The 12122-nt window shown below is 61.9% G+C and carries 16 protein-coding genes; 4 read left to right on the top strand and 12 right to left on the bottom strand.

Translation table 11 applies throughout. The features are described 5' to 3' along the window. Nucleotides 1-9: 9 nt before the first annotated feature. On the bottom strand, nucleotides 10-273 hold the full coding sequence (locus H6B51_RS07275) for a metal-sensing transcriptional repressor (protein WP_204883051.1): 264 nt from the start codon (nucleotides 271-273) through the stop codon (nucleotides 10-12). A gap of 155 nt (nucleotides 274-428) precedes the next feature. Between H6B51_RS07275 and H6B51_RS07270 the strand changes: the two genes are divergently transcribed. From H6B51_RS07270 to trxA, 3 genes are read left to right on the top strand one after another with little or no spacing between them, the layout of a single operon-like run. After that, nucleotides 429-743, top strand: a complete 315-nt coding sequence (locus tag H6B51_RS07270) for an ArsR/SmtB family transcription factor (RefSeq protein WP_204883050.1) — start codon at nucleotides 429-431, stop codon at nucleotides 741-743. Continuing rightward, complete coding sequence (locus tag H6B51_RS07265; protein WP_204883049.1) at nucleotides 725-1585, top strand: NAD(P)/FAD-dependent oxidoreductase; 861 nt, start codon at nucleotides 725-727, stop codon at nucleotides 1583-1585. Before H6B51_RS07270 ends, H6B51_RS07265 begins: the two co-directional genes overlap by 19 nt. Before the next feature lie 18 nt (nucleotides 1586-1603). Next, entirely contained in the window at nucleotides 1604-1918 is a 315-nt protein-coding gene (gene trxA / locus H6B51_RS07260) for a thioredoxin (protein ID WP_204883048.1), read from the top strand. A 40-nt stretch (nucleotides 1919-1958) separates the two neighbouring features. Here trxA and H6B51_RS07255 read toward each other — a convergent pair whose 3' ends face one another. From H6B51_RS07255 to H6B51_RS07210, 10 genes are all read right to left on the bottom strand, one after another. Further along, nucleotides 1959-2888, bottom strand: a complete 930-nt coding sequence (locus tag H6B51_RS07255; RefSeq protein ID WP_204883047.1) for a helix-turn-helix domain-containing protein — start codon at nucleotides 2886-2888, stop codon at nucleotides 1959-1961. Nucleotides 2889-3017: 129 nt separating this feature from the next. Next, entirely contained in the window at nucleotides 3018-3473 is a 456-nt protein-coding gene (locus H6B51_RS07250; protein ID WP_204883046.1) for an AlbA family DNA-binding domain-containing protein, read from the bottom strand. 67 nt (nucleotides 3474-3540) lie between these two features. Beyond that, a complete protein-coding gene (locus H6B51_RS07245; protein WP_204883045.1) occupies nucleotides 3541-4266 on the bottom strand; it encodes an NAD-dependent protein deacylase in 726 nt (241 codons plus the stop codon). A gap of 42 nt (nucleotides 4267-4308) precedes the next feature. After that, nucleotides 4309-4470, bottom strand: coding sequence for a FeoB-associated Cys-rich membrane protein (locus H6B51_RS07240; RefSeq protein WP_204883044.1), 162 nt, complete (start codon nucleotides 4468-4470; stop codon nucleotides 4309-4311). Between the two features lie 4 nt (nucleotides 4471-4474). Next, nucleotides 4475-6922: a ferrous iron transport protein B gene (gene feoB, locus H6B51_RS07235; protein WP_204883043.1), complete on the bottom strand. Its 2448-nt coding sequence runs from the start codon at nucleotides 6920-6922 to the stop codon at nucleotides 4475-4477. 210 nt (nucleotides 6923-7132) lie between these two features. Then, nucleotides 7133-7597, bottom strand: a complete 465-nt coding sequence (locus H6B51_RS07230) for a CD1247 N-terminal domain-containing protein (RefSeq protein ID WP_204883042.1) — start codon at nucleotides 7595-7597, stop codon at nucleotides 7133-7135. Nucleotides 7598-7666: 69 nt separating this feature from the next. Beyond that, a complete protein-coding gene (gene efp / locus H6B51_RS07225; RefSeq protein ID WP_204883041.1) occupies nucleotides 7667-8236 on the bottom strand; it encodes an elongation factor P in 570 nt (189 codons plus the stop codon). A gap of 79 nt (nucleotides 8237-8315) precedes the next feature. After that, the gene (locus H6B51_RS07220; RefSeq protein ID WP_204883040.1) at nucleotides 8316-9380 is read right to left on the bottom strand and encodes a M24 family metallopeptidase; all 1065 of its coding nucleotides are present in this window, start codon (nucleotides 9378-9380) and stop codon (nucleotides 8316-8318) included. Nucleotides 9381-9446: 66 nt separating this feature from the next. Further along, complete coding sequence (locus H6B51_RS07215; RefSeq protein ID WP_204883039.1) at nucleotides 9447-10292, bottom strand: TIM barrel protein; 846 nt, start codon at nucleotides 10290-10292, stop codon at nucleotides 9447-9449. Continuing rightward, entirely contained in the window at nucleotides 10289-10789 is a 501-nt protein-coding gene (locus H6B51_RS07210; protein WP_204883038.1) for a YqeG family HAD IIIA-type phosphatase, read from the bottom strand. The genes H6B51_RS07215 and H6B51_RS07210 overlap by 4 nt, the downstream gene beginning before the upstream one ends. Nucleotides 10790-10871: 82 nt before the next feature. On the opposite strand from H6B51_RS07210, the gene H6B51_RS07205 reads away from it, so the two are divergent. Next, nucleotides 10872-11648 carry a glycoside hydrolase family 18 protein gene (locus H6B51_RS07205; RefSeq protein WP_204883037.1) on the top strand — a complete coding sequence of 259 codons (777 nt, stop codon included), beginning with the start codon at nucleotides 10872-10874 and terminating at the stop codon, nucleotides 11646-11648. 48 nt (nucleotides 11649-11696) lie between these two features. On the opposite strand, the gene rpsU is transcribed toward H6B51_RS07205, so the two are convergent. Next, nucleotides 11697-11879: a 30S ribosomal protein S21 gene (gene rpsU, locus H6B51_RS07200; RefSeq protein ID WP_009259223.1), complete on the bottom strand. Its 183-nt coding sequence runs from the start codon at nucleotides 11877-11879 to the stop codon at nucleotides 11697-11699. Nucleotides 11880-12122 lie beyond the last annotated feature (243 nt).

Genomic DNA, 12122 nt, shown 5'->3' with positions numbered 1-12122 from the left:
GTCGCCTTTCTACTTTAAAATACGTCCCAGGGTGGTAATGAACTCGTCCACCTTCTGGCTGCGCTCCTCCGGCGTCTCCGCCTCCTGGACGCAGTGCTTCAGGTGGGCGGCCAGCACCTCCTTGTTGGTACGATTGAGCATGGCCTCGGTGGCCATAAGCTGCTGGGAGATATCGATACAGTACCGATCCTCCTCCACCATTTTGATAATGCCATCGACCTGTCCCCGGGCGGTACGCAGCAGCCGGAGGACGGTTTTCTGGTCTGCCATCATGTCAGACACCCCCCTGGGGTGTAGTATACCCCAGGCAGTTAGTCCTGTCAACCTGCCCGCCGGAAAATTCTCCAGAAAAAAAGTAGGATTCCCTCTTGACATATTAGAATATTTGAATATAATAATAAACAGAACAAAACGGGGAGGCGATCCCATTGGAGGAACAGGATACCATCTATCTGGAGAAGTCCGAACTGCTCAAGGCCCTCTCCCATCCCCTGCGGCTGCGCATTGTCCGGGGCCTGCTCCACTGCGGCTGCCGCAACGTGGGATGCATGGAGGCTAACACCGGCCAGTCCCAGTCCTGTATCTCTCAGCACCTGATGCGCCTGAAGGCCGCCGGCATTGTAAAGGCCGCCCGGTCGGGCAACGAGGTCTATTACGAGGTCTCCGACCCCAGGGCTGCCGCCGTGGTGGCCGCCCTCTTCGGAGAATGTGAGGAGGAATACCATTGTACGACATCGCAGTGATCGGCGGCGGCCCCGCCGGGCTGTCCGCCGCCGTCCAGGCCAGGGCCAGGGGCAAATCGGTGCTGGTGGTCAGCGGCGACCGTCGGGACAACGCCCTGTATAAAACCCCTCAGATCGACAACTACCTGGGCTTCTGGGGGATCACCGGCCAGGAGCTGCTGGACCGGTTCCACGCCCACGCGGCAGAGGCCGGAGCGGAGGAAAAAGAGGGCCGGGTGCTGAATATCATGCCCATGGGCGACACATTCTATCTCAGCATCGGCTCCGACATGGAGCAGGCCCGGGCCGTCGTCCTGGCCACCGGGGTGGTGCGGGCCAACAAATACCCCGGGGAGGAGGCCTTCCTGGGCCGGGGGGTGAGCTACTGCGCCACCTGCGACGGGATGCTCTACCGGGGCAAGGAGGTGGCCGTCATCGGCAAGGCCGCCGACGCCCCCCAGGAGGCCAACTACCTCCAGGAGCTGGGGTGTAAGGTCACCTACGTCAGCGACAAGGCCCCGGAACACCTGCGGACCGACATCCCCTTCGTGAAGGCCCCCAGGCCGGAGATCCTGGGAGAGCAGGCCGTCACCGGCCTGCGGGCGGGCAGCGTGACCATCCCCTGCGAGGGGGTATTCATCCTCCGGTCCTCCATGGCCCCGGCGGACCTGCTGCCCGGCCTGGCGCTGGAGGAGGGCTATATCCGGGTAGACCGGAACATGGCCACCAGCGTACCCGGGGTATTTGCCGCCGGGGACTGCGCGGGGCTGCCCCTCCAGGTGTCCAAGGCGGTGGGGGAGGGCCTGGTGGCCGGCCTCCGGGCGGCGGAATATGTGGATCAAATCACAAATCAAAAGGGATAAACAGAAAGGAAGTTTACTATGTCTATCATTCATCTCACCAACGAGGCCTTTGACAAGGCGGTTTCCAACGGCATTTCCATGGTGGACTTCTGGGCCTCCTGGTGCGGCCCCTGCAAGATGCTGGCTCCCGTCATGGAGGATCTGGCGGGCAAGTACGAGGGCAAGGCCCTGGTGGGCAAGGTCAACGTGGACGACGAGCTCGACCTGGCCCGGCGCTTCGGGGTCATGAGCATCCCCACCGTGGTGTTCCTGAAGGACGGCAAGGAGTTCGACCGGAAGGTGGGCGTCATGCCTCCCCAGGCCTACACCGCCGTGCTGGACGGCAACCTGTAAGCAAAACCCCGCCTGCCGCGGCCGCGGCAGGCGGGGTTTGTCAGTCGTCCTCTTCCTTTTCGATCAGGTGGGAGACCAAAGCGCAGATCACCCCGGCAATAGGATAGACGATCCATCCCCAGCGCCAGCCCCAGTCGCCGCTGTAATCTCCCACAGCGGCCATAGAACCAAAGCCTACGATCATATAGATCACGGTGGCAGCGATCATGATGGCGCCACACACCCAGCCCGCTTTTTTCTGGCGGGCCAGCTCTTCCGGGCTGGGGTTGTGCTGTTTGTTCCAGGCTTCAATATCGTATTTTCCTTTACGGAGTGCCGCCCATACCAGCACTGTTACCGCTACAGCCACCACTGCCAAAAAGCCGGCAACCAAGCCCATTTCTGCCCGCTCGCCCCGCTGCTCAGCCCATTCACCCAGCAGCACCAGCCACAGGGTCCCGATGATGATGCCTGCCACCGGAAGGGCGATCAGAAAGGGGAACCGGTTCAGATAGCGCTCCCGCTCCTCTTTGGTATAGAAATCCTGGAGTGTGGGGTGCTCCTTCTCAAAGCGGTCATACCGCATCCCGGCCACGATGAGAATGGCAACCGCCACCGCCACGCCGGACAGCAGCACCGCAGGGACGGCAATCTCCGGCGCCCCAAACCAGCCCCGGCAGCCCAACCCAAAGGCCACCGACAGAATGATCAGGCCGATGGAAAAGGCCACCCAGTTGGAAAACCAGTTCATGAACCGGTCATAGCCCACGGTGTCGCTATAAAACTTCTGGCTCACATCCTGCCGCAGCAGGGTATCCAGATCAGTATGGAACAGGTCGCACAGGATGAGCAGCTTCTCCATCTCCGGGAAGCTGGCGTCCGACTCCCACTTGCTCACCGACTGACGGGACACCTGGAGGGCCTCCGCCAGCCCCTCCTGGGTCATGCCCGCCTGGTCCCGCAGAAATTGCAGATTTGTGCCAAAGCTCATGGCTTTTCCCTCCTTCTCAGCAGGCATCAGCATAACAAAACCCAAGCGCAACCGGAACCAATTTGCGGTTGCGTTTGGGTTTTTTCCTGTCAACTTTGGGTTGCGGTGGGATTTTTACCTCAAAAATCTTCAATGGGAGCGGCTGCCCAGCATGGCGTTGAGCTCAGCCTGGGTGCAGTGGTAGTCCCCGTCCCCGCTGCGGCGGTAGGCCCCCCGGCGCAGGTTGCCCCCGATGTACACCGGCAGCTGGTCCCGCTGGGCCATGGGCACGGTGACCGCCACGATATCGCCCCCATCCACGTGGAGGATCTGGATGTCCTCCTCCCGGAGGATGTTGACGCTGACCACCGCCGGGTCGTCCAAACCGGCCATCAGCTCCTCCACCATGCCCTGGGGGTCCAGCAGGCCCTGCACCCGGAGGGTGTGGTCGGGCAGCTCCTCCACCCCCAAAAGGATCACCCCGCCGTAGGAGTTGGCAAAAGCGGAATAGGTCTCCCAAATACTGTGGGGCAGGCCGCCGGTGGCCAGCTTGGCCTCCAGCCGGTTGTTCTCCCGGTAATGGCTGATCTGGGTAAAGTCAAACATGGGCCCGCCCCCTCTCCTTTGCCCCATTATACTGTGGCGAGGCGCCGTTTGCAAGGGGCACTGTCTCTTACACCCGAATGGCCCCCAGCACCGCCCCGATGGGCTTGTTGATCACCAGGTCGGCCTCCATGTCGTAGGGAGTGGGGCTCTTGTTGATGAGGGTCAGCTTGTCCCCCCGGTAGTAGCGCACCAGCCCCGCCGCCGGATACACCGCCAGGGAGGTGCCTCCGATGATGAGCATATCCGCCCGGGAGATGGCCAGCACAGCAGCTTCCATGGTCTCCTGGTCCAGGGCCTCCTCGTAGAGCACCACGTCGGGCTTGATGAGCCCGCCGCACACCGGACAGCGGGGCACCCCGTCCTGCTCCATGACGAAATCCAGGCCATAGAAGGCGTGGCACTTCATGCAGTAGTTCCGGTGAACCGAGCCATGGAGCTCATAGACGTTGACGCTGCCCGCCGCCTGGTGGAGCCCGTCAATGTTCTGGGTCACCACCGCGCGCAGCTTGCCCGCCCGCTCCAGCTCGGCCAGCTTCAAATGGGCGGCATTTGGCTTGGCGGCGGGAAAGAGCATCTTGTTGTGGTAGAACCGGTAAAATTCCTCGGTGTTCCGCTCAAAAAAGGTGTGGCTCAAAATGGTCTCCGGAGGGTACTTGTACTGCTGGTTGTACAGCCCATCCACGCTGCGGAAGTCCGGGATACCCGACTCTGTGCTGACGCCGGCGCCGCCAAAAAAAACGATACTCCGGCTCCCGTCGATCCAATTCTGGAGCTGTTCAAGCAGTTGATCCATAACAGATACCTCCTTGTCGGCAGGCCGTAAACGCTTGCGGCCCTAGGGTTTACGGTGGCGGCACCAGGTGTGGGGGCAGCAGCCACAGCCACCGGAGCCGCAGCCCCGCTTGCCCTTGAGATTTTGGTGAAAGCGATAGATGAGGTAGGCCGCCGCCCACAGGACGAGGGCGGCCACACCGGCGTAAATCACATATTTCAGCATACGGTTACCTCAAGATCAGAGAGCCAAGCTGGTATACCAGGAAGGAGCCCAGCCAGGCCGCCCCCAGCTGCCAGGCAATGGAAGCCAGGGTCCAGCGCACCGAGTTCATCTCCTTGCGGATGGTGGACACCGCCGCCACGCAGGGGACGTACAGCAGCACGAACACCAGGAAGGAGTAGGCCGCCAGGGGGCTCTGGAAGGTGGAGCCCAGGGCGGCGGCGATAGCGGCGCCGCTGGCGGTGACTGAGAAGCCGTAGAACATGCTCATGGAGGACACCACCATCTCCTTGGCGATCAGGCCGGACAGCAGGGCCACCGCCGCCTGCCAGGTACCGAAGCCCAAGGGCACAAAGACGGGAGCCAGGAAGGAGCCGATGGTGCCCAGGATGGAGTACTCCTCATTGGAGACCATCCCGAAGGCGCCACCCTCAAAGCCGAAGGTCTGGAGGAACCACAGCAGCACGCTCATGGCCAGGATCAGGGTGCCCGCCTTGATGAGGAAGCCCTTCACCTTCTCCCACACGTGGAGGGCAATGTTCTTCAGGGTGGGCAGGCGGTAGGGGGGCAGCTCCAGCACGAAGGCGGCGGGCTCCCCCTTGAACACCAGCTTTTTCAGCAGGATACCCGAGAGGATGGCAAAGATCAGGCCCAGGAAATACAGGGAGAACACCACCAGCCCCCCGTACCTGGGGAAGAAGGCGGCGGTGAGCAGGCCATACACCGGCAGCCGGGCGGAGCAGGACATGAAGGGCACCAGCATGATGGTCATCCGCCGGTCCTTCTCGTTTTCCATGGTGCGGGCTCCCATGACGGCGGGGACGGTGCAGCCGAAGCCCATGAGCATGGGGATAAAGGCCTTGCCGCTGAGGCCGAACCGCCGCAGCAGCCGGTCCATGATGAAGGCCGCACGGGCCATGTAGCCCGAGTCCTCCAGGAAGGAGAGGAAGAGGAACAGGATGGCGATCTGGGGCAGGAAGGTGAGCACCCCGCCCACCCCGGCGATGACGCCGTCCACCAGCAGGGCCTCCACCCATGGGGCGGTGCCGGCGACGTTCAAAACGCTCCGGACCCATTCGGCAAAGCAGCCGCCAATGAGGGTGTCTACCCCATCAGCCAGCATTTGACCGGGGCCGAAGGTGAGGGCGAACATGGCCAGCATGGTCAGCAGGAACACGGGAATCGCCAGAAACTTATGGGTGACCACGGCGTCGATCCGATCGGACAGAGTGGGGGTACCCAGGGGCCTGCCCCGGCGCACACAGCCCTCCACCACCTGTTGGATGAACTGATACCGGGCATCGGCGATGAGGGTCTCCCGGTCGCCCAGATCATAGGCGCTCTCATACTCTTGGCAGATTTCCTCCAGCCGGGCCTTGTCCTCCTCCTCCAACCCCAGGGCCTGCTCCACCAGCTGATCCCCCTCAATGAGCTTGATGGAGGCCCAGTGGGCAGGGATGTGGGCGGCGTAGGCCTTGTCGTGGATGAGCTCACCCATCTTGTGGTGGATCTGGTGGGTAAAGTCGTCGTACAGGTCATCGGGCTCCACGGTGACCCCCACGTGCATCTGTCGGTGGGCCTCCTCCAGCAGCTCCTGGATGTTTTTTCCCGACCGGGCGGTGATGGGGATGACAGGCACTCCCAGGGCCCGGGACAGCCCTTCCACGTCGATCCTGTCCCCGTGGCGTTCCACCTCATCCATGAAATTGAGGGCAATGACCATGGGCCGCTCCAGCTCCAGCAGCTGGGCAGTAAGATAGAGATTGCGCTCAATGTTGGTGGCGTCGATGATGTCGATGATAGCGTCGGGGTGCTCTCCCACGATGAAGTCCCGGGCTACGATCTCCTCCATGGAGTAGGGGGACAGGGAGTAAATGCCGGGCAGGTCCACCACGGTAACGCTCTTGCCGTCCACCTCCGCCCGGCCCTCCTTCTTCTCCACCGTCACGCCGGGCCAGTTGCCCACGTACTGGTTGGAGCCGGTGAGGGCGTTGAACAGAGTAGTCTTGCCGCAGTTGGGATTACCCACCAGGGCCAGCTTCATCTGTCGGGTGTCATGGCTGGCGTAGTCGGGCTCCCCGCCATGCTCGGCGGCCTCATGGGCGTGGTCGGCGTCCATCCGGCGCAGGGTCTCCTCGTCGGGCAGGTGCTGCACCATGCCTATGCGCTGCTTTCGGACCTGCGCCCGCCGTTCCCCCTCCTGGCCGGTGGCTACCAGGATCTGGGCGGCATCCTCCTTCCGCAGAGAAAGCTCGTAGCCTCTCAGGTTGAGCTCCAAAGGGTCGCCAAAGGGGGCTATCTTGCGCACCATCACCTGGGTGCCGGGGGTAAGACCCATGTCCACCAGCCGCCGTTTCACCGGTCCCCGGTCGTTGCCTACCCGGAGGATGGTGCCCCACTGGCCGGGGCTCACCTGCTCCAGGGTTATATTGTCCACAGTCTGTTGTTGTTTCATCTTATCCCATCCGATTATGTAAGAGTTAAACGCATCTAATTCCCAGCCCATTATACTACGGCCCCATTGGATGGCGCAAGGGAGAAGGCCCGCCAATTTCAACAAAATCCCACCTTTTTGTGGGCATTCCCGGGAAACATCTGCCAAAGGCAAAAAAGAGCGCCGGGGACTGTCCCCGGCGCTCTCACAGTTTCTGTCTCGTGGTGTGTCTTACTCCTCGTGGTCGTGGTCCTCACAGCCGCAGCCACAGCCGCAATCGTTCTCGTCCTCATCGCCGCAGCAGCAGTCATCGGACAGGTCCAGGGCAAACTTCTGCTGGCAGCTGGGGCACTGGATGACGCCGGCGTCCAGGATGGACTCGTCGATCACCAGAGTCTCGCCACAGTTGGGGCACTCGGTCTCAAAAAAGTCGTCGTCCCCGCCGCAGCAGCAGTCGTCCTCTTCCTCCTCGTCCTCGTAAACAGCCTTTTCCACATCGGCCAGGTCGTCGGACAGGGCGTCGATCTCCTCGCCCAGGGCCTCGTTGTTCTCCTCCAGATCCTCGATGGACATGGAGATCTCCTCCAGGATGCCGATCATCACGGAGATCAGCTTGCCCTCCTTGGACTTCTCGGTGTCGATGTTGAGGCCCTCAGCCAGGCCCTTCAGATACGCGACCTTCTCAGAAATCGTCATAAACAGGTGTCTCCTTTTCTTAACAGTCGGCCTCGAAGGGCCAGTTCGATAAAGTTCCCACCGGGACGCTTAAGCCTTGCAGCGCTCCAGATACTCCCCGGTACGGGTGTCGATCTTGATCTTGTCGCCGGGGTTGATGAACAGGGGCACCTTGATCTCAGCGCCGGTCTCCAGGGTAGCGGGCTTGGTGACGTTGGTAGCGGTGTCGCCCTTGAAACCGGGATCGGTCTCACTGACCTCCAGCTCCACAAAGGTGGGAGGCTCCACGGCGAAGATCTTACCCTTATAGGAGTTGATCTTGCATACCATGTTCTCCTTGACGAAGCGGAAATTGTCGCCCAGCAGCTCAGAACCGATGGGCACCAGGTCGTAGGTCTCGGGGTCCATGAAGTAGTACAGATCGCCGTCGTTGTAGCTGTACTCCATGTCCTTGCGCTCCACATAGGCCTGCTCAAACTTGGCGGTGGGGTTGAAGGAGGTTTCAGTCACGCCGCCGGTAATGACGTTCTTCATCTTGGTGCGCACAAAAGCGGCGCCCTTGCCGGGCTTGACGTGCTGGAACTCCACCACCTGCATGACCTGACCGTCCATCTCGAAGGTCACGCCGTTACGGAAATCGCTGGCAGTAATCGTAGGCATTGGTATTCATCCTCCAAACAGGTATTCAAAAATTCAGCTAAGCTATTTTACCCCATAATCCCTTACTTTGCAAGGCTTTTTAAAGAATAATAAGCTCTTTGGGCGATTTGGTAAGATTCACCGAACCGTCCTCGGTGTAAATAAGCACATCCTCGATGCGCACACCGAATTTCCCGGGCAGATAGATGCCGGGCTCGGCGGACACGGCGGCCCCCACCGGCATGGGAGTGGTGTCCCGGCTGTTGGCGTTGGGGTCCTCATGAATCTCGATGCCTACGCTGTGGCCGAAGCCATGTCCAAAGTATGCCCCGTAGCCCGCCTCTTCAATCACCTGGGCGGCAGCCTTGTGGATCTCCACGCCGGGCACTCCGGCCTTGGCCTTTGCGATGCCCGCCAGCTGGGCCTGGAGCACCGTATCATACACCTTGCGCATCTCCTCGGTGGGCTGACCAATGGCGATGGTGCGGGTCATGTCGGAGCAATAGCCGCCGTACTTGCAGCCGAAGTCCATGGTGAGGAAATCTCCCACCTCCACCTTCCGGTCTCCGGGGATGCCATGGGGCAGGGAGCCGTTGGGCCCTGCCACCACGATGGGGTCAAAGCTCATCTTTTCCGCCCCCAGGCAAAGCATCTCGTACTGCAGCCGGGCGGCGATCTCCCGCTCGGTCATACCGGGCTTGATGAACTTCAGGATGGCAGTAAAGGCCTGGTCGGTGATCTCCTGGGCCCGGGTCATCAGAGCAATCTCCTCGGCATCCTTGGCGGCCCGCAGTCCGGTGACCAGCTTCTGGGCGGGCACCAGGGTACAGGGCAGGGCCTGGGCATAACTGTTGTACTGGGCCACCGTCATGTAGCCGTCCTCAAAGCCCAGCTTCTGGATGCCCAGCTCCTCCACCGCCTTGAGTACCAGGGGCTTCTGGGCGGCGGAGGCGGAGGTCATGGTGATGTTGGCGCCAGTGACCAGCTTTTCTGCCGCCTCAATATACCGGGAATCGGTAAAATAGCGGCACTCCCCTTTGGTGACCACCACGGCGCCCTCGCCGTGGAATCCGATGGCGTAGTACTCGCCGGGCTCGCTGGTGAGCAGCATGGCGTCCAGACCGTACTCCTCCAGCTTGGCGGCAATCTGCTTGAGATGATTCATGATAAAGACTTCCTTTCTGATGGCTTATGGAATCTCCAGCGGTGGGGCCGGCCAGGTGTCCGGCCCCTACAGAGCCTGTTGGTACAGCCCTTTCATAGTCAGCGCGTCCTCTGCCTGCGTACCGGCGCTTTCACAGATAAAGGTGGGGCTCCAGCCCCGGCGGGCCACCTCGGCCATCAGGGGAGCGGGGTCTGGGCCGAATTCTTCTTGGTCAAAGGTCAGGTGCATTTTTTCGCCCCCCTTGGGGGTGAACTGGATCTTGGAAAAGTGACTGTGGAAGCAGCTGGCCCGTTCCTCCCCCAGTACCTCCTGAATGCGGTCCAATATTCGTGCGCTGGCCTCCCGGCCCTCCAGCTCCCCCAGGGAGCGGGCGTACAGGTGGCCGAAGTCCACACAGGGGGTAAGCCTCTCGTCCAGGGTGCACAGCTCCAGTACCTCGTCCAGGTCCCCCAACTGGTTGATCTTCCCCATAGTCTCGGGGCAAAGGGTGATGTGACTGAAGCCGGCGCCGTCGCAGGCTGCCACCACCTCCCGCAGGGACTTCATCGCAATGTCCTGGGCCTCCCGCCGGGTGCGCTTCATCAGGGCCCCGGAGTGGATCACCACCCGCCCGGCCCCCATCCAGTCCGCCGCCCGGCAGGCGGCGGTAATGTAGCCCACGGTCTTTTGCAGGCTGTCCGGGTCCGGGTTGGCCAGGTTGATGAAATAGGGCGCGTGAAGGGACAGGCTGATATTCGCCTCCTTCGCCGCCGCACCCACCTTCCGGGCGGTGTCCTCTCCCACGTTGACCCCTTTGCCACACTGGTACTCGTAGCAGTCCAGCCCCAGACCTGCCAGCCATTTGGGGGCTTCCACAGAAGATTTATAGGGAAAAGAATCGGCGTTGCCCGCCGGTCCGAATCTGGCGCTCATAGTGGTTTTGCTCTCCTTTTCGTCAGGGCACGGAAGGGCCACTCGGCGGCGTACCGCAGGTAGCGCCCCGGGTTGCCCGCCAGGCGGATGGGCTCCACCAGGAGGGTGGTCACCCCAGCCCGACTGCCGCCCAGAATGTCAGTAAAAATCTGGTCCCCCACAATGGCGGTCTGGGCCGGGGTACAGCCCATCCGCTCCATGGCAAGGAAAAAAGAGGTTGGCTTGGGTTTGCCGGCGTGGCCGATAAAGGGGACCCCCAACGCGTTGGAGAACCGCTCCGGACGGCCGGGATGCCGGTTGTTGGACAGAACGAAGAGGGTAACCCCGTGGTCCGCCAGGGACCGAGTCCAGGCCCGCACCTGTTCGGTAGGCTCGGGCACCCCATAGGGTACCAGAGTGTTGTCCAGGTCGGCCAGCAACAGCTGGATGCCCCGCCGGGCCAGGGTCGCCGGTTCGATGTCAAAAATACTCTTTCCTGTCCAGTAGGCCGTCAGCATTCCTTCACCTCGTCTATCCGCCGTTTTGTCCGCATAGGATTATACACGCTTCTGACTGATTGGACAAGGGGGTAGCTGACCGATGGAGCTGAATTTCAAACCGATCCTCACCGTGCCGCCCGACCGCTGCCGGGAAGCTCTGACCTTTGGGCTGCCGGTAGCCCATGCCGCCTACCGAGTGGGGGGCGGCCCCCATCTGTTCCGGGCCAATATGCCGGTATCCGCCCGGGGAGGGCTTATGGGCCTGGATTGCGCAGGATTTGACGGACGGGGACAACCGGAGGCTTTCTGTCAGGAGGTAATGCGGGAATGCGCCGCCCGGGGGTTCACCGGCCTGCTGTGCGATTTTGAGGGGCGGCCCTTCCCCCTGTTGGAGGAGGTCCTCCGCCGGCTGTCCGCTCTGTTCCGGAACCGGGGGTGGCCCATTTACGTCACCGAGCCCTACGGAGGCTGCTGCGAAACCGTCCGGGTGCTGATCTCCTCCGCCCTGTCCGGCGGCTCCCTGACCCAGCGGCTGTCCGAGGCGACGGAGCGGTACGGCAAGGACCGGGTGGTGCTGGCTGTGGAGCGGGTGGCGGAGGATTTCTATCTGCCCTCTCCTGACGGACAGGGCAGGCCCCTCACCCGTCAGGCCCTTCGTCAGACGTTGGAAGAACGATCCCCCTCGGTGTTCTTCTCCTCCGAGCTGTGCGCCCATTACTTCACCTACATGTCCCGAGAAAACGGAGCTCACTTCATTCTCTTCGACGATGCCGGTTCCATCCGCAAAAAGCTTCAGGTGGCCGCCCGGCTGGGCATCCGCCAAGCGGTGCTGTCCTATCCCCAGGTGGATGATCTGCTGGAGGAGCTGCTGGCCTAAAACGTAACAAGCCCCGCGCCGTATGGCGCGGGGCTTGTAAAGTCAGCATCAATAATACTTCTTGCGATTCTTCCGGGCGGCCTCAGACTTCTTGCGGCGCTTGACGCTCGGGCTCTCGTAGTGCTCGCGCTTACGAACCTCGGCCAGAACACCAGACTTGGCACAGCTGCGCTTGAAACGCTTCAGCGCGTTCTCCAAGGACTCGCCGTCCTTCACATGGACTTCCGACATTGACTTCCCCTCCCTCCGAAGCGGCGGGATCCCACCGCCAAAGGGCCACATAGATATGGCTTTAACAGAATCATTGTATTCCTTCTCAGCGCAATTGTCAAGAGTGGATTTTCCCGGGACGTTATTCCACCACCACCGGCGTGGGCTCGGTCTCGCCGGTGCCCACCACGCCGGGGGCCGCGCCGCCGGCCCCGCCGGCCCCGCCGGCTCCGCTGGGCGTCATCTCCGGGCTGGGGGTGGGGC

This window comes from Pseudoflavonifractor phocaeensis (assembly GCF_016901955.1).
In the GTDB taxonomy this organism is placed as follows: domain Bacteria; phylum Bacillota; class Clostridia; order Oscillospirales; family Oscillospiraceae; genus Flavonifractor; species Flavonifractor phocaeensis_A.
The sequence above is the reverse complement of the archived record's forward strand: the minus strand, read 5'-3'. Positions and strand labels throughout refer to the sequence as shown.